We start from the raw sequence: 19,967 nt of genomic DNA, 5'->3' as shown, positions 1-19,967 counted from the left end.
AAAAACCTCACTGAAGTAATTCAAAATAGTCGCGGATGAAACCGTCCGCAAGCTCTCGTTTCTCTGTCTCCAAATCCTTTGAAAATTCATCCTGGACGGCCAGCACCGTCATACCGGCCCTCTTTCCGGCCACGATTCCAGCCGGGATATCCTCGAAAACCAGGCACTCCTCCGGCTCTACGGAAAGCCGTCTTGCCACCTCCAGATAGATATCCGGCTCCGGCTTCCCGGCCTCCACCTCGCAGGCCGTCGCTACCTCACCAAGATAATCCCCGATTTTTAAGGATTCAATCACCGCGTCCACCATGTCGCGCCCGTTGCTGGTGGCGACACCCGTGCGGATCCCGCGCTCCCGGCAGTATTTTAAAAACTCCAGGGCGCCGGGCTTTAACCCCACTTCCGTCCTGTATTTTTCGATGGACATGGCAATCCAGCAGTCCTTGATCTCCTCGACCGTCATCGGGAGCGAGAACCGCTCTTTAAAATAAGAAGCCGTCTCCGAAAAGCTCATGCCCTCGATCTCCCTCTGGAGATCCTCCGGCAAACCGTATCCGAACCGTCCCAGAAACTCGATGTCGATGTCCTTCCACATCCACATGGAATCCACCAGCGTCCCGTCGAGATCAAAAAGGACGGCTTTTTTCCCATTTAAAAATTCGTTCCTCATATCTGCTTTAAAAGCTCCAATTCTTCTTCATTTAACGGCCGGTACCCGCCGGGGGAAAGGCTTTCATCAAGCGTAAGCGGCCCCATGGAAAGGCGCTTTAAGTAGCGGACGGGGCAGCCGATGGCTTCCATCATCCGCTTCACCTGATGGAACTTCCCCTCGTGAAGGGTCAGGCGCACTTCTGCTTCGCCGTCTGTCCCGTCCGCGAGAACCTCAAGCTCTGCCGGCATACAGGAAAGCCCGTCGGGAAGCAGAAGTCCCTCCCGAAACTTGGAAACCGCATCCTCCGGGATTTTCCCGCCGCACCTGGCGTAATAGACCTTGTCCACATGGCGCTTCGGCGACAAAAGCCGGTGGGCCAGCTCCCCGTCGTTTGTGATGAGAAGGAATCCCTCCGTGTCCAGATCGAGCCGCCCCACGGGGAACAAGTCCTTCCTGTTCCGCCCGTCAATCAGGGAAAGTACCGTGGGATAACGGCCGTCCTCGGTGGCGCTGACGGTGCCGGCCGGCTTATAAAGCATGTAATATTCAAAATCCACATAGCCGACGGCATGTCCGTCAAACTCCACCTGGTCACATTCCGGATCCACCTTCATCTCCGGCTCTTTTACCGTTTCGCCTCCCACGGATGCCCGGCCTTTTTTTATGGCATCGCGGATCTGGCTCCTGGTTCCAAGCCCCATGTCCGCCAGATATTTATCGAGACGCAGCTTCTTTGCCATCTGCCTTTTCCTCCAATATCTCCCGCTGTCCTTCTATCATACCAGAATTAGGCGGAAAGTACAATTCCAAACGCGCTAATAGGCGTATTCCAGCCGGTATTTTTCCAGAAACCGCAAAATCCAGTAGGGATTTACGGAAAGCTCTTCATAGTGATCCGTCCTTAAATAGACGCCGAGATGGAGATGGACATCGAACATGCCCGTCGTTCCCTCTGGCCCGTAGCCGGAATCCCCCATGAATCCCAAAAGCTCCCCGGCGCGGACTTCATCGCCCTCGCTCCATTCCTTTTCATACCGGTACAAATGGGCATAATAAAAATAAGCCCCCGACGGTGCGCGGATGCCGATGCGCCATCCGCCCTTTTCCAGCCAGCCCACCTTCTCCACGGTGCCGTCGGTGATGCTGACGACGGGGTAAAACCCGCGCTCCCGCTCGCTTCCCATGATGTCGCAGCCCTCATGTCCCCGCTCGCCGCCGTAGCTTCTTTTCTCCATCCAGCCGTCGGAATAGGAAACGTCCGGCGTATCGGAAAACAGGCTTTTCGGCACCGGAAAATATTTGAGATCGTCAAACAGCATCCCGTATGCGGCAGAAAGCTTTTTAAAGCCTGCCGTCCTCTCCTTCGGATAACGGATGGAAAGCGGCGTCCGAAGCTTAAAGCCCGTAAGGTCAAAGCCATGTTCTGCCATAAGCGCCGCCACGGCATCGCCGTCCAGGTTCGCTTCTCCCGCAATGGCCTCACCGAGCTTTAAGGCGCGAAACTCGTCGCTCTCCCAGGCATAGGAAGAAAGCCTGTCATAGTTGGTATAAGAGTCCAGCCACCCGGCAAGGAAGCTGTTAAAAGCCGCCAGAAGGAAAAGGAGCAGAAGCCTCATACAATCGCCGCCGTTTTCATAAGCTTTATCAATGAGATTCTATTCAGGTGCCCATGAAAAAATCCGCCGCTTCCCTGGTTTCTTCTCTTCTCCTCTGCGCCCTCTGCCCACTCATGCTCCTTCATTCTGCCTATGTGACGGAAGGCGCAAAAAACGGTCTGCTCCTGTGGTACAGCTTCGTAGTTCCGGCCCTTTTTCCCTTTATGGTGCTCTCCGGCCTCATCGTCTCCGGCGGCGGCATCGGGATCCTGACGGCGCCCTTTCATCTTATTCTCGGCCCGCTTCTTGGCCTCTCAAAGCCAGGCGTCTACGTGCTCTTGGCCGGTTTTTTCTGCGGCTGCCCCATGGGCGCCAAAACATGCGCCGACTTTCTGCACGAAGGGCGGATTTCCGAAAACGAAGCGCGGTTCCTTCTCGCCGTCTGCAACCATCCGAGTCCCATGTTCCTGTTGGGGTACGTCTGGCCGCTTTTTTCCGGGCAGGCGTCCCTTTTTTCCGTCGTTTTCTCCATGTACGGGCCGCTTCTTCTCATCGTCCCCCTCGCCATGGTTCTCTATCCCGGACGTCAAAGAGAACGGAACCGTCCCGGCGGGCTTTTGCGGCCTGCGCCCTCCCAGACAAGCGACGAGGCGATCTTAAACGCCATGGGAATCCTCTGTAAAATCGGCGGGTATTTAATGATTTTTTCCATTGCCATCGTTTTCTTAAAAAGCAGCCGGGTTCTCCCGCCTCTTTTAAGGCTCCTTCTCATTGGCGCCATGGAAATGACGACCGGCATCAAAGAACTGGCCGCCGCCCTGCCGTTCCCCTTTTCCGGCGCCGCCTCCATGGCTGCGCTGGCCTTCGGCGGCTTTTCCGGCCTGTTCCAGACAAAAGCTGTCCTGGCCGTTCCGGATGCGCCAGAAACTCCGGCGGCAGACGAAAAAAAGGCCGGACTTTCCATCCGGCACTATTTTTTCTGGAAACTCCTTCACGGGGCGCTTTCCTTTTTCTTTTTCTTTCTTACTGTTCGCCGCTTTCCTGGCTTTCCTCTTCTTTTTCCGTGATGATGCCGGCGGAAAGCTCCTGACGGTTAGAGGAAACGATATCATAGCTGGACTTCATGGAATTCATGTAGGCGTCGAAACGGCTCTGAGCGCCTTCCATGGAGTGATTGATGATGGTCTGAAGGCTCTTTAACATGTCGTCCGTGTACTGGATGGAGCCCTGGCGGATGTTGTTGGCGTCGTTCACCGCGTTGTCCAGGATGGCCTGGGCCTGCGCCTGGGCCTGTTCAATGATCTCGTTGGCGTGGGCATATGCCTTCTGCATGATCTCATGCTCGTTCACAAGCTCGTTTGTCTGAGCCGTCGCGTCGGCTAACATGGCGTCGGCCTTTGCCTGGGCATCGGAGATAATCGCATCCTGATTGCTGATAATCTTCTGATACTGCTTGATCTCATCAGGGATCCGCAGCCGCAGCTCCACAAGAAGCTCGTCCAACTCCTCTTTATTTACAATGATTTTCGTCGTAGACAGCGGCTGGAATTTACAGCTGTCGATATATTCTTCAATTTCGGTGATTAACTGCTCGATTCTGCTCATAACCTCTTACCTCGCCCTTTCTTATTTTTCTATCCTTTGAAACTTTTCATGAACCCGCTCTTCCACATACGGCGTCACAAACGAGCTGATATCGCCGCCGTAGGCTGCCACCTCCTTGACGGAGCTGGAGCTTAAATACGCATATTTCAGATTTGTCGTGAGAAATACCGTGTCAATCTCCGGCGCAATCACCCGGTTTAGCTGGGCGAGCTGGAGTTCGTACTCAAAATCCGTGACTGCACGAAGCCCGCGCACAAGTGCATGGGCGCCGCATTCCCTGGCAAATTCCACCGTCAGGCCGCCGAAGCTTAAAACCTCTGTGTTGGGGATGTCCTTCGTGACCTCCTTTAACATATGTACCCGTTCCTCCACGGTAAAGAGCGGCTTCTTCGCACTGTTATTGAGAACGGCAATAATCAGGTGGTCGAAAAGCTCCGCAGAGCGCCTGATTATGTCGATATGTCCAAGTGTGACCGGGTCAAAGCTGCCCGGATAAATTGCATTTTTCATGGTTTTGCTGTCTGTCCTTTGCTTTTATCTTTTTTTAAAGAATACATGCTTATTGGTCTTATAGACCTTGCACCGCACAAGCTCGTACCCCAGTCCTTCGGCATAGGAGAAGTCCGTCTCCTTTGAGGCCTCTGCGATGATGAGGCTGTCTTCATCAATGAGCGGCGATGCTTTTAACGCCAAAAGGACGTTTTTTTCGTGCTCCATTCGGTAAGGCGGATCCATGAACACGAAATCGAACCGGAGCCCGCGCCTTTCCAGCTCACGAAGCCCCGAAAGCACATCCGAAGCCAGCACCGTGGCTTTCTCCGCCAGATGCGTCGTCTTAAGGTTTTCCCGGATGCAGGAAAGCTGTTCCGTGCCGTTTTCCACGAACACGGCGCACTCTGCGCCGCGGCTTAAGGCTTCGATGCCGATGGCGCCGCTGCCGGAAAACAGATCGAGGAACCGGCTCCCGTAAATGTCATCCTGAAGCATGTTGAATAAAGTTTCCTTGATTCGGTCGGTCGTCGGCCTGGTCTCCATTCCAGGGGCGGTTTTTAGCTGCAGCCGCCTCGCGCTGCCGGCAATTACTCTCATAGGCATTCCTTTCTGACGCTGTTTCTGTTTCATTATAATATCAAAAGCTCTGAGATACAAGCTGTTTTTCCCGAAATTTTCCGGCTTTCTCCCGCCGGCCGCGACATAGAAAATCCCCTTCCGAAATTTCTTCGGAAAGGGACCTTCTTCATGGCTTTTTATGCTTTATTTGCCAGCCATCTGCTTTTCCTGGGCCTCGATCATCTTCTTAACCATATAGCCGCCGACGCTGCCGTTCTGGTAAGACGTCAGGTTCCCATTATAGCCATTGGTAAGCGGCACACCTAACTCGGTAGCAACCTCCATTTTGAACTTGTCCATAGCCTCCTTGGCTTCCGGTACGGATACACGGTTGGAAGAACTGTTTGTGTTAGACATAAAAACGCCTCCTTTTTTAGTATTACCGGAGTCAGATTCAAGTGATTGCTCCGGTGCTTCTTGGTACATTCCTAGTATGGACGCAGAAAAAGAATATACACTAGAAGGTTTTTCGTTTTTTGTCATTAACAGGAAATTATGAACGATTCAAACAAAGGAACGCACAGAGGTTGCCGCGCTTTTCGGGGCTCCGCCTGTGGGAGAACAAAAGCTCCGGGTTGCAGTGGGTGCAGATATCCGTCACAGAAAGATTTTCTTCCCGGATCCCGGCGTCCGTGAGGACAATCCGGTTGGCCTCCCATAAATTTAACATGTACTTCCCATTTTCCTTTTTATAAAAAAGCCGGTCATGGACGGCTTCCGGAAATTCAGCCGCGAATTCCTCGATGACCTCGCCGCCGACCTCGTAGCAGTCCATGCAGATGCTGGGGCCGATGCAGGCGGTCACATCCTCCGGCCGCGTCCCGAAGGCCTCCGCCATGGTCTCAAGGGTCTTTTCGCCCATCCGCTTCACGGTGCCGCGCCAGCCGGAATGGGAAAGCCCGATGGCATGGTTCTTCTTATCCAGAAAATATAAGGGCACACAGTCGGCAAAAAATGTCACAAGCGTAACGTCCGGCATGTCCGTCACAAGCCCGTCCACATCCCGGTAGTCCCGCTCCTTTATAATCCCCTTCCCAAGGTCTTCCTCGGAGACGACACGCACATTCGTCGTGTGAGTCTGCCAGGTGAGAACCATCTTTTCCATGTCCACGCGGAGGGCTTCTGCCATCCGCCTGTAATTTTCCCTCACGGCCTCCGGGTCATCGCCGCGGGTAAAGGAAAAATTCATCGTGGCATACGGCCCTTCGCTTACGCCGCCCATCCTGGTGGAAAAGCCGTGGCGCACCATGCCGCTCTCTAAAAGCGCCGGGAACGCAAGATATGTAACGCCGGCGCTTGTGATCTCACGCATCGGCGTGCTGCTGTTGTCTTTTCGGATCCACTGATACATAAAATCCCTCCGGGTCAAAATGCGTCCTTCCTGTACGTGACAGTCTCCCCGTCAACTCCCGCCGCATCAAACCGGCAGGGCGTGTCCTCGGGAAGCCCTTTTTCATAGAGATAGTAAGCTGCGGTCTGCCTGACCTTCAAAACCTTTTTCGGCGAAATGGCTTCCAGGGCCGTACCGGCCGCGCCGCTTTTCCGGTATTTGACCTCAATAAACACAAGGTACCGTCCGTCCCTTGCAATCAGGTCGATCTCCCCGCTCCGGCACCTGTAATTTTTTTCAAGAATCACAAACCCGCGCTTTTCCAGATACGCGGCGATTTCTCTCTCGTAACGGCTTCCGGTTTCCCTGTTATTGTACCCCATTTTCCCTCTTTCGGCTTACTCGGAAACGAAATTTTTGATAAAGCTCTTTCGGTGGATCGGGCACGGCCCAAACTCCCTTAAAGCCGCAATATGCGCCGCCGTTCCGTACCCCTTGTGCTTTTCAAAGCCGTACTCGGGGTAGAGCTTCGCATACTCCGCCATCATATGATCCCTCGTCACCTTAGCTAAGATGCTGGCCGCCGCAATGGACACGCTTTTGGCGTCGCCTTTGATGATCGGCACCTGGCGCAGCGCAATGTCTGGAATCGTCACCGCATCGTTTAAAAGCACCTGCGGCTGTACGGAAAGCCCTTCGATGGCCTCCCGCATGGCCTCATACGTGGCGTTTAAGATATTGATTTCGTCAATCCGCTCCGGGGAGGCCATGCCGGTGCTCCAGGCCACGGCCTTTTCCTGAATCTCCAGAAACAGTTCCTCTCTCCGCTTTTCCGAAAGCTTCTTGGAATCGTTTAAATAAAGGATTGTGCAGTCGGCAGGAAGTATGGCCGCCCCGGCAACCACCGGCCCGGCCAGGGGCCCTCTCCCCGCCTCGTCGATGCCGCAGACAAGGCCAAAGCCCTCATATTCCCGCTCAAATTCCTTCATGGCGTCAAGCCTTAAAAGCTCTTTTTCCAGCCGTTCTCCCTTCAGTGTCCTTCCCATTGCCTACTCATCCGCCTTTTTGTATTCCTCCGGGAACTCCAGCGTAATCCGCCCCAGCTTCCCGTTTTTAAAATCCTCCAAAAGCAGCCTTGCCGCCCGTTCCGTGTCGAACTCCCCGCCTTTTTTTAAGCAGGAGCGCGCCTCTGCAATATCGCCAAGGACCTCAGCCGGGGCGCCGTTTTCATCCGGAAGGCCGTATTTTTCCGCCAGAAGGCCGGGATTCCGCCCGGAAAGCCATGCAATCAGCTCACATGCCAGCTCTTCCTTGTTTAAGATCTCCTCGTTGATGGAACCGAGAAACGCCAGTTTCAGACCCACGGCCTGATCCTCAAACTTCGGCCACAAAATTCCCGGCGTGTCGAGAAGCTCCACCTGCTTATTTAAGCGGATCCACTGGTTCCCCTTCGTCACGCCCGGCTTGTTCCCGGTTTTCGCGCAGGCTCTTCCCGCCAGGCTGTTGATAAACGTGGACTTTCCCACGTTGGGAATGCCGGCCACCATGGCGCGGACGGGACGGTTTAAAATTCCACGCTTCCTGTCCCTCTCGATTTTTTCCCGGCAGGCCGCCTGGACAGCCTGGCTGATCTGCTTTAACGTCCCCTTGGCGCGGGCGTCGATTTTTAAGACCTCAAAGCCAAGCTCCTTAAAATACCGGCTCCATGCCTCATTTCCCGCCTCGTCTGCCAGGTCAGATTTATTTAAAAGGATCAGGCGTCCCTTCCCCTTTCCAAGCTCATCAATATCCGGATTCCGGCTGGACATGGGAGCCCTGGCATCCACCAGCTCAATAATCAGATCCACAAGCCGGATATCTTCCTTCATGGCGCGGACCGCCTTTGTCATATGTCCCGGATACCACTGTATATGCATAAATTTCCTCCTAAGAATGGATCAGCCCGAATTCCGAAAAGGGTTCCAGTCGGAGCCAGACCTTTCCTAAAATCTGCTCTCGCTTCACATTTCCCGTCCCGGAAAACCGGCTGTCCTCGCTGGAATCCCGATTGTCGCCCAAAACAAAATATTCGTTTTCCGAAAGTTCCACAGGGAACTCCGCCGCGCCTGCGATGGAGACGGCTTCCAGACCGCTCTCCGCCTCCAGGCGCTCGCCGTTGATGTACACGGCCTGATCCCGGATCTGAACCGTCTCGCCAGGAAGGCCGATGACACGCTTGATGCTCACGGCCGAATCGCCCTGCCGGAACGCGATAATGTCAAACCGATCCGGCTTTCCCAGGTCATACGCCAGGCGGTTTAAAAGAACCACATCCCCCGAAGCCAGCACCGGCTCCATGGAATGCCCGTTCACTGCCGCCCGGCCGCCGAAGGCATAGACCGTATAGCAGGCCAGCACAATCATCACAACAATGTCCACGATCCAGTTCACGACGAGATGGATCCGATTCTGCTCCAATTCAAACACTCCTTCGCCGGTCTGTGCCGGCCTGTTGCATGCGTATATATAGAACAAGGGACAATTTGCATTGTCCCTTGAATCCGCCAGATCAATTACTTAACCAGTTCTTTTACCTTAGCAGCCTTGCCGACGCGGTCTCTTAAGTAGTAGAGTTTCGCACGTCTTACCTTACCTCTTCTTACGACTTCCACGTTCTCTACGGACGGGGAGTGAAGCGGCCAGGTCTTCTCAACGCCGATACCGTTGGAATTCTTTCTTACGGTGAAGGTTTCTCTTACGCCGCCGTTCTGTCTCTTGATGACAGTTCCTTCAAATACCTGGATTCTCTCGCGGTTGCCTTCCTTGATCTTTGCATATACCTTAACGGTATCGCCTACGTTGAAGCTCGGAACAGTCTCTTTTAACTGAGCAGCTTCAATATTCTTAATAATATCGTTCATGTTTCATGAACCTCCTTGATATAGTCGACGTTCTTACCCGCAAAATCAGGCGGCAGAGGAACATCTCTTGTTTCACGAGTTAAAATTATAGCATAAGGGCCTTAAAAAAGTCAAGCCCAATTACGGCAAATTTTCCTTCTCCTGGGCCGTCTCTTCCTGCCGTCTCTCCTCCAGAAGCTTTTCTAAAAATGCCCGCTCTTTTTTGGAAAGCTCCGCCTCCGAAAGGAGCTCCGGCCGCCTCTCGAGCGTGCGGATAATCGACTGCTCCCTGCGCCATTTGTCAATGTTGGCATGATGGCCGGAAAGCAGGATTTCCGGAACCTTTCTCCCCATGAACTCCTCTGGCCTGGTGTACTGGGGATATTCCAGAAGATTGTCATGGAAAGACTCAAACTCCGCCGAATCGCCGTTATTTAAAACGCCGGGGATCAGCCTGGAAATACAGTCGATCATCATCATGGCCGGAAGCTCTCCGCCGGTCAGCACATAGTCCCCGGCCGACAGAGAATCCGTCACGATCATATCCAGAACCCGCTCGTCAACGCCCTCGTAATGGCCGCAGAGAAACACAAGCTCTTCCTCTTTTGACAGCTCCTCTGCGATTTTCTGGTTGAACACGCGGCCCTGGGGCGTCATGTAGACGACCCGCGGCCGCTTTCCGATCCGCCCGCAGAGCACCTCGTAAGCCCGGTAGATGGGCTCCGCCTGCATCACCATGCCTGCGCCGCCGCCGTAAGGATAATCATCTACCTGCCCATGGCGCTCCAGCGTATAATCCCGGATATTGACAGCCTCAAAAGACAAAAGCCCCTTGGAGGCCGCCCGCCCCAGAATGCTGGTGTTTAATCCGTTTGTCACCATCTCGGGAAATAAAGTCAGAACATGAAAATTCATCCCGTACCTCCGCTTAAAGATCCAGAAGGCCGTCCATCACATGAACGGTCATTTCCTGGGCTGCAAGATCCACCTTCAAAACGCATTCGCCGATGGCTGGAAGCAGAAGCTCCTTTCCCGCCTCCGTCTTCACCACATACACATCGTTGGCGCCGGTCTGGAGCACGTCCGAGAGCGTCCCGAGCCGCTCCCCGTCTTCATCCACAACCGAAAGGCCGATGAGATCCGCAATGAAATATTCATCCTCCGAAAGCTCCACTGCCTGCTCCCTCGTCACGAGGAGATCCTTTTTCCGGAAGCCCTCCACGTCGTTCATGGAATCGAGCCCTTTAAATTTCAAAATTACCAGGTTCTTAAAGAAACGAACCTGCTCGATCTCCAGCGTCCGTTTCTCCCTTCCAAGATCCAGGATCACGGATTTCAGTTTTTTAAAGCGTTCCGCGTCGTCGGTAGTCGGGAAAACCTTGACCTCCCCGCGGACGCCATGGGTCGTCGTCACGACGCCCACCCTGAGAAGCTGTTCCATCAAATTCTCCTTTATCAGAAAAAGAGCCGCAATCAAAGTGAACTCTGATTACAGCCCTCTGCGTTACTGAATTTCAACAATAACTTTCTTTTCCATCTTGGAGGATGCGGCCTTTACGACGGAACGGATCGCTTTGGCGATTCTGCCCTGCTTTCCGATTACCTTTCCCATATCGCCGGAGGCAACCTTCAGCTCGACAATAATCTCGTCTTCCTTCTCCGTTTCCGTAACCACAACCTCGTCTGGATTATCAACCAGTGCTTTAGCAATCACTTCGACCAATTCTTTCATCAATCACACCTCGCATTACTGGATGATGCCGGCTACTTTTAAAAGCTTGCCAACTGTCTCTGTCGGCTGAGCACCTGTGGATAACCACTTTTTTGCTGCTTCCTCGTTGAACTTCACTACGCTCGGCTCACAGTTCGGATCGTAGTATCCAACCTCCTCGATGAATCTTCCATCTCTCGGGGAACGGGAATCAGCAACGACAATTCTATAAAAAGGAGCCTTTTTCTGACCCATTCTTCTAAGTCTCATCTTTACTGCCATGTTATTTTCACCTCCTTGGAATCTGTTTCTATAAGCATGCGGAATGCATTGCTGTCTTCATTTTGCGGCTAGAACGGGAGCTTAAACTTGCCCATCATTCCGCCGAGGCCGCCCCTTCTCTTTCCGCCCATCATGCCGGGAAGCTGTTTCATGAGCTTCTTCGACTGCTCGAACTGCTTGACGATCCGGTTGACTTCGGCGATATCGACGCCGGCGCCCTTTGCGATCCTCTGCTTTCTCGAGGGGTTCAAAAGAGACGGATTGGTGCGTTCCTCTTTCGTCATGGACAGGATAATGGCTTCCACCCGATCCATGGACTTTTCATCTATATCAAGATTTCCCTTCATCTGGTTCATGCCGGGCATCATCGTTAAGATACTCGCCATGCCGCCCATCTTTTTGATCTGGCGCATCTGATCCAGGAAATCATTGAAATCAAACTCGGCCTTCCGGAGCTTCTGGCTCATCTCTTTGGCCTTTTCCTCGCTGACATCGAATTCAGCCTTTTCGATCAAGGACAGGATATCTCCCATTCCAAGAATCCTTGAGGCCATCCGGTCAGGATAAAACTGTTCCAAATCGGAAAGCTTCTCTCCCATACCGACGTACAGAATTGGCCGCCCCGTCACTGCGCGGATGGAAAGCGCCGCGCCGCCTCTCGTGTCGCCGTCCAGCTTCGTTAAAATCACGCCGTCGACGCCGATTTTCTCATTGAAGGTACCGGCCACATTGACGGCATCCTGGCCCGTCATGGCGTCCACCACGAGGATCGTCTGATCCACCGTCACGGCCGCCTTGATGTCCACCAGTTCATCCATCATGGATTCATCAATCTGGAGACGTCCGGCCGTATCGAGGAACACCAGGTTCATGCCCTCTTTTTTCGCATGCTCAATGGCCGCTTTGGCGATATTGACCGGGCTCTGGCTGTCTCCCATGGAGAACACCGGCACGCCCACCTTCTCGCCGTTGACCTGAAGCTGCTTGATAGCCGCCGGGCGGTAGATATCGCAGGCCGCAAGAAGCGGCTTCCTGCCCTTGGCCTTAAACTTTCCGGCTAACTTCGCCGTCGTCGTCGTCTTGCCGGCGCCCTGGAGACCAATCATCATGATGACCGTAATCTCGCTCTGGGGCTTTAAGGCGATTTCTGTCGTCTCGGAGCCCATGAGCTTCACAAGCTCTTCGTTTACGATTTTTATGACCATCTGCCCCGGCGTCAGGCTTGTCAGCACATCCTGGCCGACGGCCCGCTCCTGGACAGAGCTTATAAACTGCTTTACAACCTTAAAGCTTACGTCCGCCTCGAGAAGCGCCATCTTGACTTCCTTTAAGGCTGTCTTCACATCGGCTTCCGTAAGGCGGCCCTTGCCTCTTAAATTCTTAAAGACGTTCTGAAGCTTATCGGCCAAACTCTCAAATGCCATGCAATCTCTCCTTCAATGTCAAAGCTGTCCGATTTCCCCGGAAATCTCTTCGATGCGGTCGATCAGGCTCATATCGCCGGTTTCCTTATAAGCACCGGCCAGCGTCCTGATTTCCTCGACCATTTTCTTCGTCCTGTTGAACTTGTCAACAAGCCCGAGCTTTTCCTCGTAGCCGCCAAGAATCCTGTCACAGCGCTTCACCAGGTCATGAACCCCCTGCCTGCTGATCCCCTGTTCCTCGGCGATTTCGCTTAGGGACATGTCATTGAAGACCACATCCTCATAGATGTGCCTCTGATGCTCGGTCAGGAGCTCACCGTAAAAATCATACAAAAGCCCCTGTTCCACAATTTTTTCCATTTCCGATCACCTGCGTAATCATACTATAAAACAGGGCGGGTGTCAAGTGTTTTTTCTTTACGAACTTATGTTCTGTTTCTTCCTTCTCCTGCGCTGGTTTACTAAAGGAAATTCTGCACGTGACAGATCGGTTAAAAGAAAGAATCCGCTTGCACCATGCCGCCGGTTGTGTTATATTGATAATAGAAAGAAGGAAAGCCAGAAACACACGGCCTACCCTCAACAATAAGTAGCTTTACCTCACACGAGGTCAGCCGTCACTATTGCTGGTAGTGGCGGCTATTTTCTTCCCTTGAGCATCTGATAAATCAGACTTACAAGGGCTACAATGAATATTCCAATCTGGACTAAGTCCTGATATGTAACATACATTGGCTCGCCCTCCTTTCTTTCATCTGGAGGGTTAGCCCCTCCGATCTTGGGAGGGTAGGCCGCCATTATGATGTGCTCTGACTTTCCGTGTCACCAGTATAACACATTCTTTCCGGCTTCTCAATGACAGGATTCTGTTTTCCCTGTGTGCTGACAGAAATACCGACAAATTTCCCATCCCGTCACTGCGCCCGGTTCTCATGCAGTCGAATAAGAATCCCCGCTCCCATTTCAAAATACATGAGAGCCAAAAGCAAAACAGCCGCATCCGGCAAAGGAGCTGTCTTCGCTTCAAAATTCCTTACAGTAAGAGCGGCAACCAAAAGCATGCTGACAACCGGAAATCCGAACATCCTTTTTCCTTTCGGCAAAGCAGAAAGGATACCGCTCTGGGCATCCAGCGCAAATAAAAGCGCCATCGTAAAATGCATCAGAAAAACGAATCTCTCTAAAGGCTGAAACAGAGAAAACATTTGCGGGAAAATGCAGCCAAGCCATGCTCCCTCCGCTATGACATACATCCACAAAAGTGTGTTCTCCATGCTTTCCGCTTCCATCTCCCGCTTCCACACATGCCCTTTTCGGAGCATCAGGCAAAAATTCTCCCGATTTTTCCACACGAGGAAAAAGGCTGCGGCCCGAAGGATTAGAAAAAACGCCGCAAAAATGCGAAGCCATTCCTCTCCCGGTTCAAGAGGCCGAAGAAACTGCCAAAAGCAAATCAGCCCCAGCAAAAAGTACCATACATAAAGTTTTTTATACATTTTACTCTTCCGCAATCTCTCTCACCGCTCTTATGGCCTCATCGATCTCTTCTTCCGTATTGAACCAGGAAATCGAAAACCGCACCATCCCCTGTTCCACGGTTCCCATGGACTCATGCATGAGCGGCGCGCAGTGGGCGCCCGGCCGCGTGGAAATCCCATAAGTAAAGGAAAGCTCGTCGCTGATCTCCGACGAATCGTAGTCCCGGATATTGATGGCGATGACGGCCGCCCGGTGATCCGTGGAGAAATCGCCGTAAATCTTCACGCCGGGAATGTCCTTAATCCCGTCATAGAACCGCCGCATCAGCCGGACTTCCTTTTCATGGACCGCATCGGTGCCCGTCTCCATAAGGAAGCCTAAAGCCGCATGGAGCCCGGCAATGCCGTGGCCGTTTAACGTCCCGGCTTCAAGAGCCGTCGGCATCTCATGGGGATGTTCCTTTAAATATGTCTGCACACCGCTGCCGCCGGATTTCAGCGGCGCCACCGCAACGCCTTCCCGGACGCAGATTCCGCCGGTACCCTGAGGGCCGTAAAGCCCCTTGTGCCCCGTAAAGCAGAGGACATCAATGTTCATCTTTTCCATATCAATCGGAAGAACTCCTGCCGTCTGGGAGGCGTCCACCACAAAAAGCAGTCCGTGTTCCCGGCAGAATTTCCCGATAAACTCCAGGTCATTGGCATTCCCCGTCAGGTTCGACGCATGAGTGCAGACAACCCCCTTCGTCTCCGGCCGCAGCGCCGAGGAAAGCAAGTCTGTCCGCAGCCTGCCAAGCTCATCGCAGGGAAGGAACGTCACCGACGCCCCCTGCTTTTCCATACGGTAAAGGGGGCGCAGCACCGAGTTGTGCTCCATCACCGTGGAAATAATATGGTCACCGGGCCCGAAAAGCCCGAAAATCGCCGTGTTTAACGCCTCTGTGGAATTGCAGGTGAACGCCACCTGTTTCGGGTTCCCCAAATGGAACATGGAAGATAACCGCTCCCTTGTCTCAAAAATCACCCTGGACGCGTCGAGGGACGCCTCGTGGGCCCCGCGCCCGGAATTTCCCATATGCCTCATGGCTGACACCACCGCGTCAATCACACAGTCCGGCTTTTTCATGGTTGTCGCCGCATTGTCAAGATAAATCTCTGCCATACCTTTTCCTCCTCGTATAAAAAAGTGTGCGCTACGGCGCACACACGCGCCAAAGCGCGGCTGCGCCGGCAGCCATATTCCTCTGCGCGAAGTGCACATCCTCGCGGAGCGTTTTTGTTACATAGGACGCAATTTCCTATGAAACAAAAAGGGCATCCGGCCATTCCCCGGAAAGCCGGTGAAAACCATCTGCCCTTTCATCCTTAGTATAAAATCTCCGCCATCTCCTCTGACTCCAGGTTCAGGGAAGAAAGCAGCCCTTCCATCTTTTCCCGGCCCTCCGGCGCCATGCACCAGGCTAAACCGCAGCCGGCGGAAAGCTCCCTGGGAACCGGAATCATCCGTCCGGGGATTTCCCTTTCCTTACACGCCTTCTCCACCGCAATGGCATCGGCCGTCGTATGGAAGGTAACAATCAGTTTCAGCTCTTTTTTTCTCATGAAATCTCTTTTCTACTGGATCACCAGCTCAAATTCGTCGCCCTTTTCCGTCACCGTCACGGTACGGCCCTGGCTCTTTGCGAATTTCTCCACATTCGCACGTGTATGCGGCTCGCTGACAAGAACCTTGATGGCTTCCTTTCCATGGCTCTTTAAAGCCTGGGACGTCAGCATAACCGGCTCCGGGCACGACAATCCTCTTGCATCTACTTCATACATGGCAGTTACCTCTCTTTCTTTCCAAACCCGATGATGAACAGCACCACAATACAGATAATAACGGCTGCCTGTCCGTAGATTCCCGGGCCGCCTGCAACAGCCGCCGTCGTCTCCGTAGCCGCCGCGGCAGCAACGCCTGCCAGGCTGAAATTATGGCAGAAGGCAGCACCCACAAGAAGGCCTAAGAACGTCACGGCAGAGTCAGAGGAACCCTGACCGGCCAGAATCAGCTGTCTTAAGGGGCATCCGCCTGCCAGGACAGCAGCAAATCCTACGGCATAAAGGCCAAGGAAGTTCCAGATGTGCTGTGCATGGGCAACGGGCTGTCCGTCGAAGGAGAGCTTAAACCCGCCAGTGGCCAGGTTAAAGACTAACATCACGGCGAAAAAGCCGCCAATGATGGTAATCAGGTCGAAATTCTTCATTAAAATCACGTCGCGGATGCTTCCTGCAAAGCAGGTTCTGCATCTCTGGGCGATGGCTCCGAATACGAGGCCGCCGATCAGAGAAACGAGAAGCGGCGCATGCATGCTTCCGGGGCCGCTCTCACTGAAGGCAAATAACGGCGTGGCAACGCTTAAAATCAGAAGGAAAACAAGCACAATCGGAAGGATGGCTCCCGATGCCTTCTGGATCGTATAGGAACGTCCCAGGGAGAAGCCGCGCTTTAACGCCAGCGTTCCCGTAAAGATACCGGCCACAAAGCCCACGAAGCCTACATAAGCGTTCAAATCACCGGCAGACATACGGATCACCATACGCAGCGGGCAGCCAAGGAAGGCCAAAGACCCGATCATCATGATGACGCCGAGGATAAACCGGATCATCGGCGACGAACCGGCCGTCGAGCGGTACTCCTTCATGCAGACGGAAACCAAAAACGCGCCGCAGACAATGCCGACAATTTCCGGCCGCATGTACTGTACAATAGGCGCCGTATGGAGCTTCATGGCACCGGCCGAATCACGGATAAAGCAGGCGATACACATCGCCATGTTCTTCGGGTTCCCCATATAAGCGAGAACCGCGGCAATCACGCCGAGAATGACGCCTGATACAAGGAGCGTCTTTTTGTTAGCAGCTAAATTCATCTCAAATACCCCTTTTCTTTTGGCAAACTTGGACGGAACGAACGAAAAACGTCCCAGTCCGTACCGTCAATTTTACCAAAAGAACCATCTTTCGTCTAATTCAAAAAACCAATTCATAGGAATATTCGATAGAAAAATCCTATACCTGGCAATAACTGCCCTCCTGCACTGCCCTGGCCTCCCGTTTGACAAAGGTCAGAAACTCCTCGGCCGCCGGCGACAGGCAGCGGTTCTTATTGTAAGTCAGATAGAAAATCCGTTTTTTCTTAAGGCCCTCGATCTTAAAATACCGGAGTCCCTCGCTTTCCGCACAGTGGCGCACCGCCAGCTCCGACACGATGGAGACGCCAAGCCCCAGGCTCACGGCCTGCTTGATGGCCTCCATATGGTTCATCCGCGCCACAACGGCCACATTCTTAAAGACGGCTTTCCCGTCCACCAGCGCCTTTTCCATCTCTTCCTTCGTCCCGGAGCCCTCCTCCCTGAGGATGAACGGGCATTTTAAAAACATCTCCGCCGGCATTTTATCACCGTTCTTATAATCGGCATAGCAGGGCTCGTCCGGCGTAATAAGCACCATGTCGTCGGTGAACACCGGCTCGTAGGCCAGCCCGGAATTCCCCTTATAGCCGGTAAAGCCAAGCTCGCCCTTCTGGTTCAAAAGGTTCTCGTTGACGTTCCGGCTGTCCGACTGCTCCACGTAAAAGCGAACCTTCGGATTCTTTTCGTGAAACCCCTTCATGAGCCTGGGAAGAAGGTACTGTCCCGGAATCGTCGAAGTCTGGATATCCAGGATCCCGGAAAGCTCTCCGCTCCCGCCGTGTACCGAAAGGAGCGCCTTGGCTCTCGTATTTAAGAGGGACGTAGCGTAGGGATAAAACTCCCGCCCCTGGGGCGTCAGGGTAATTTCCCTGCCGTTTCTGTGGAACAAAAGCACGCCAAGCTCACTCTCTAAGTTGCTCACATGGGCGCTGATGGTGGGCTGGCTCAAAAACGTCGCATCGGCCGCCCGCGAAAAGCTTTTGTATTTTACGGCATTGACAAATGCCTCAAGCTGTCTGAATTCCATGGCCGCCCCCTTACTTTAAGAGCACCCGGACATCATCCTGCTTCTTCGTAATTTTCTGCTGATCCAGATACTCTAAAATCATCAGCACATACTTTCTCGACGTCCCAAGCATATCCCGGAACTCTGCAAGCGACATGGTCGCGTTCGTCTCAAAATGCTTGTGAAGAAGCGCCATGGCCCTGTCATAATGGGTCTTATGGATGTAGGCGCCGGGATTTAACTTCACAAGCGTTCCATCCTTAAACAGATCCATAAGCACCTGCTTCGCCTGCTTCTTATCCTTAAACTGCGCCATCACATCCTCCGTCGCCGGCGCCTCCACGCCTGCGTCCAGATACACCTTTAAGATCTTGTCACGCATGCCGGAATGCTCGTCTGAATACTTGGCGAGGAAGCCGGCCGCAGCCACGGTGCTTCCGGAAGCCGTAATGGTTCCGCGCTTGATTAACTCATTTAAAAGCACGTCGCCCTTTTTCGCATCCTTCAGATAGAAATGGTCGAGAAGGCGGCTCTTAAACTCTTCCTTCTCCATACCGGCCGCAATGGGATTTTCCTTATGGAATGCCGTCAGGATCGAAAGTCCTGCCGCCGTCACCTTATCCCAGAAATTCTTATGGAAGAAGTTGCCGTCGTTTAAAGACAGCGCTTTTTTCTTCTTCTTTAAGGTCTCCAGCATGTCTCCGGTTTCCTTGTCCGTCCAGTTCATCTTGGCTGCCAGCCAGTGAACGCTGGGGAAGCGGATGCTCTCCTCCTCCAGAACAAGCTCCAGGACTTCCTCGTCGGTGCCGGATTCCCGGATCGAAAGGCTCTTAATCAGCTCCTCCTGGTGTCTCTTATGCTTGGCCGGGCTGGCGTCTAAGATCACGCCGCCGCCGAAGGTCTCCACCGGCGAATAGAAGCGGATGATAAACCGGTCGGTACGCTTGACGGCCACCGGCTCGTCAAACCGGAGCTGCACAAAGGCGCCGTCGCCGGGATCCACCGCGTCCTTATCAAGCAAAACTGCCTTTGCGATGGTCTGCGCCGAACCGTAGTTAAAATGGATGCGGTCGCCGTTTTTAAGCTGGCGCTCCGTCGTCTTAAACAGGTTGATTTTTACGTCCAGGAACGTGCTGTTCGTGAGGGAGCCGGGTGATGCCAGCACCTCGCCGCGCAGCAGATCCTCTTTTTTCACATTCGCCAGGTTGATGGCCGTACGCTGGCCGGCAAAGGCCTCGTCCTCTTTCTGTCCGTGGCTCTGGATCCCGCGGATTTTAAGCACCCGCTCCTGGGGATAAACCATGACCTCCTCGCCGGCCTGACAGCTTCCCTCAAGAAGCGTCCCCGTCACGACGGTGCCGAAGCCCTCCATCGTAAAGACACGGTCGATGGGAAGTCTAAAAAGCTCCGGTTCGCTGCGCCTCATGCCGACGGAACGCACCTTATCGAGGATCATGTTCTTTAATACGTCAATATTTTCTCCCGTAAAGGAGGAAACGCGGATCCTGTCGGCATGCTCTAAAAAGCTGCCTTCCACAAGCGCCGACACATCCTCTTCCACCATCTCGGCCCAGTCCTCATCCACCAGGTCGGACTTGGTAAATACGATGATGCCCTGGCGGATATGGAGCATCTTTAAGATCTCAAAGTGCTCCACGGTCTGCGGCATGACGCCCTCATCCAGGGCGATCACCAAAAGCACCAGGTCGATGCCGCCGATACCAGCCAGCATGTTCTTCACAAACTTCTCATGGCCCGGCACGTCGATGATGCCGATATGGAGCCCCTCGTCATTGGGCAGGTTCGCAAAGCCAAGCTCGATGGTAATGCCCCTCTTTTTCTCTTCTTTAAGCCGGTCGGTGTCCACACCGGTCAGCGCCTTAATCAGGCACGTCTTTCCGTGATCCACATGACCCGAAGTTCCTACGATTACATTCTGCATCC

27 protein-coding genes are annotated in these 19,967 nt (G+C 53.4%); 1 reads left to right on the top strand and 26 read right to left on the bottom strand.

Annotated elements, in window-relative coordinates; genetic code table 11:
* Positions 1 to 7: 7 nt before the first annotated feature.
* From KE531_17125 to KE531_17115, 3 genes are all read right to left on the bottom strand, one after another.
* Positions 8 to 667 carry an HAD family phosphatase gene (locus KE531_17125; protein MBR9955312.1) on the bottom strand — a complete coding sequence of 220 codons (660 nt, stop codon included), beginning with the start codon at positions 665 to 667 and terminating at the stop codon, positions 8 to 10.
* Entirely contained in the window at positions 664 to 1,389 is a 726-nt protein-coding gene (locus tag KE531_17120) for an rRNA pseudouridine synthase (GenBank protein ID MBR9955311.1), read from the bottom strand. The genes KE531_17125 and KE531_17120 overlap by 4 nt, the downstream gene beginning before the upstream one ends.
* Positions 1,390 to 1,464: 75 nt before the next feature.
* Positions 1,465 to 2,265 carry a M23 family metallopeptidase gene (locus KE531_17115; protein ID MBR9955310.1) on the bottom strand — a complete coding sequence of 267 codons (801 nt, stop codon included), beginning with the start codon at positions 2,263 to 2,265 and terminating at the stop codon, positions 1,465 to 1,467.
* Positions 2,266 to 2,318: 53 nt separating this feature from the next.
* On the opposite strand from KE531_17115, the gene KE531_17110 reads away from it, so the two are divergent.
* Complete coding sequence (locus KE531_17110; GenBank protein ID MBR9955309.1) at positions 2,319 to 3,311, top strand: nucleoside recognition protein; 993 nt, start codon at positions 2,319 to 2,321, stop codon at positions 3,309 to 3,311.
* On the opposite strand, the gene KE531_17105 is transcribed toward KE531_17110, so the two are convergent.
* The 23 genes from KE531_17105 to selB form a co-directional block, all read right to left on the bottom strand.
* Positions 3,268 to 3,849, bottom strand: a complete 582-nt coding sequence (locus tag KE531_17105; GenBank protein MBR9955308.1) for a vacuolar family H+-ATPase subunit H — start codon at positions 3,847 to 3,849, stop codon at positions 3,268 to 3,270. The two genes, KE531_17110 and KE531_17105, sit on opposite strands and share 44 nt — an antisense overlap.
* 21 nt (positions 3,850 to 3,870) lie before the next feature.
* The gene (gene coaD, locus KE531_17100) at positions 3,871 to 4,359 is read right to left on the bottom strand and encodes a pantetheine-phosphate adenylyltransferase (protein MBR9955307.1); all 489 of its coding nucleotides are present in this window, start codon (positions 4,357 to 4,359) and stop codon (positions 3,871 to 3,873) included.
* A gap of 24 nt (positions 4,360 to 4,383) precedes the next feature.
* Positions 4,384 to 4,938, bottom strand: coding sequence for a 16S rRNA (guanine(966)-N(2))-methyltransferase RsmD (gene rsmD, locus KE531_17095; GenBank protein MBR9955306.1), 555 nt, complete (start codon positions 4,936 to 4,938; stop codon positions 4,384 to 4,386).
* A gap of 165 nt (positions 4,939 to 5,103) precedes the next feature.
* Complete coding sequence (locus KE531_17090; GenBank protein MBR9955305.1) at positions 5,104 to 5,316, bottom strand: alpha/beta-type small acid-soluble spore protein; 213 nt, start codon at positions 5,314 to 5,316, stop codon at positions 5,104 to 5,106.
* A gap of 136 nt (positions 5,317 to 5,452) precedes the next feature.
* Positions 5,453 to 6,310, bottom strand: a complete 858-nt coding sequence (gene pgeF / locus KE531_17085) for a peptidoglycan editing factor PgeF (protein MBR9955304.1) — start codon at positions 6,308 to 6,310, stop codon at positions 5,453 to 5,455.
* Between the two features lie 14 nt (positions 6,311 to 6,324).
* Entirely contained in the window at positions 6,325 to 6,672 is a 348-nt protein-coding gene (locus KE531_17080) for a YraN family protein (GenBank protein ID MBR9955303.1), read from the bottom strand.
* Positions 6,673 to 6,687: 15 nt separating this feature from the next.
* Entirely contained in the window at positions 6,688 to 7,335 is a 648-nt protein-coding gene (locus tag KE531_17075; GenBank protein MBR9955302.1) for a ribonuclease HII, read from the bottom strand.
* Positions 7,336 to 7,338: 3 nt separating this feature from the next.
* Positions 7,339 to 8,205 (bottom strand): ribosome biogenesis GTPase YlqF, encoded by an 867-nt coding sequence (gene ylqF, locus KE531_17070; protein MBR9955301.1) that lies wholly within the window; start codon positions 8,203 to 8,205, stop codon positions 7,339 to 7,341.
* A 10-nt stretch (positions 8,206 to 8,215) separates the two neighbouring features.
* A complete protein-coding gene (gene lepB, locus KE531_17065; protein ID MBR9955300.1) occupies positions 8,216 to 8,692 on the bottom strand; it encodes a signal peptidase I in 477 nt (158 codons plus the stop codon).
* Positions 8,693 to 8,841: 149 nt separating this feature from the next.
* Positions 8,842 to 9,189: a 50S ribosomal protein L19 gene (gene rplS, locus KE531_17060; protein ID MBR9955299.1), complete on the bottom strand. Its 348-nt coding sequence runs from the start codon at positions 9,187 to 9,189 to the stop codon at positions 8,842 to 8,844.
* 120 nt (positions 9,190 to 9,309) lie between these two features.
* Entirely contained in the window at positions 9,310 to 10,083 is a 774-nt protein-coding gene (gene trmD / locus KE531_17055; protein ID MBR9955298.1) for a tRNA (guanosine(37)-N1)-methyltransferase TrmD, read from the bottom strand.
* A gap of 13 nt (positions 10,084 to 10,096) precedes the next feature.
* Complete coding sequence (gene rimM, locus KE531_17050; GenBank protein ID MBR9955297.1) at positions 10,097 to 10,609, bottom strand: ribosome maturation factor RimM; 513 nt, start codon at positions 10,607 to 10,609, stop codon at positions 10,097 to 10,099.
* A 63-nt stretch (positions 10,610 to 10,672) separates the two neighbouring features.
* Positions 10,673 to 10,900: a KH domain-containing protein gene (locus KE531_17045; GenBank protein ID MBR9955296.1), complete on the bottom strand. Its 228-nt coding sequence runs from the start codon at positions 10,898 to 10,900 to the stop codon at positions 10,673 to 10,675.
* A 15-nt stretch (positions 10,901 to 10,915) separates the two neighbouring features.
* Positions 10,916 to 11,161 carry a 30S ribosomal protein S16 gene (rpsP, locus tag KE531_17040; GenBank protein ID MBR9955295.1) on the bottom strand — a complete coding sequence of 82 codons (246 nt, stop codon included), beginning with the start codon at positions 11,159 to 11,161 and terminating at the stop codon, positions 10,916 to 10,918.
* 68 nt (positions 11,162 to 11,229) lie between these two features.
* A complete protein-coding gene (gene ffh / locus KE531_17035; protein MBR9955294.1) occupies positions 11,230 to 12,585 on the bottom strand; it encodes a signal recognition particle protein in 1,356 nt (451 codons plus the stop codon).
* 18 nt (positions 12,586 to 12,603) lie between these two features.
* Positions 12,604 to 12,945 carry a YlxM family DNA-binding protein gene (locus KE531_17030; GenBank protein MBR9955293.1) on the bottom strand — a complete coding sequence of 114 codons (342 nt, stop codon included), beginning with the start codon at positions 12,943 to 12,945 and terminating at the stop codon, positions 12,604 to 12,606.
* Between the two features lie 554 nt (positions 12,946 to 13,499).
* Entirely contained in the window at positions 13,500 to 13,907 is a 408-nt protein-coding gene (locus KE531_17025) for a hypothetical protein (GenBank protein MBR9955292.1), read from the bottom strand.
* A gap of 175 nt (positions 13,908 to 14,082) precedes the next feature.
* Positions 14,083 to 15,225, bottom strand: a complete 1,143-nt coding sequence (locus KE531_17020) for an aminotransferase class V-fold PLP-dependent enzyme (protein MBR9955291.1) — start codon at positions 15,223 to 15,225, stop codon at positions 14,083 to 14,085.
* Between the two features lie 203 nt (positions 15,226 to 15,428).
* Positions 15,429 to 15,665: a DUF3343 domain-containing protein gene (locus KE531_17015; protein ID MBR9955290.1), complete on the bottom strand. Its 237-nt coding sequence runs from the start codon at positions 15,663 to 15,665 to the stop codon at positions 15,429 to 15,431.
* Between the two features lie 12 nt (positions 15,666 to 15,677).
* Positions 15,678 to 15,884, bottom strand: a complete 207-nt coding sequence (locus KE531_17010; GenBank protein ID MBR9955289.1) for a sulfurtransferase TusA family protein — start codon at positions 15,882 to 15,884, stop codon at positions 15,678 to 15,680.
* A 5-nt stretch (positions 15,885 to 15,889) separates the two neighbouring features.
* Complete coding sequence (locus KE531_17005; GenBank protein MBR9955288.1) at positions 15,890 to 16,975, bottom strand: YedE-related selenium metabolism membrane protein; 1,086 nt, start codon at positions 16,973 to 16,975, stop codon at positions 15,890 to 15,892.
* A gap of 139 nt (positions 16,976 to 17,114) precedes the next feature.
* Positions 17,115 to 18,044 (bottom strand): LysR family transcriptional regulator, encoded by a 930-nt coding sequence (locus tag KE531_17000; protein MBR9955287.1) that lies wholly within the window; start codon positions 18,042 to 18,044, stop codon positions 17,115 to 17,117.
* A 10-nt stretch (positions 18,045 to 18,054) separates the two neighbouring features.
* Positions 18,055 to 19,965: a selenocysteine-specific translation elongation factor gene (gene selB / locus KE531_16995; protein ID MBR9955286.1), complete on the bottom strand. Its 1,911-nt coding sequence runs from the start codon at positions 19,963 to 19,965 to the stop codon at positions 18,055 to 18,057.
* Positions 19,966 to 19,967 lie beyond the last annotated feature (2 nt).

This window comes from Eubacteriaceae bacterium Marseille-Q4139, assembly GCA_018223415.1.
In the GTDB taxonomy this organism is placed as follows: domain Bacteria; phylum Bacillota; class Clostridia; order Lachnospirales; family Lachnospiraceae; genus CABSIM01.
This window is presented reverse-complemented; position numbering and strand designations above follow the sequence as displayed.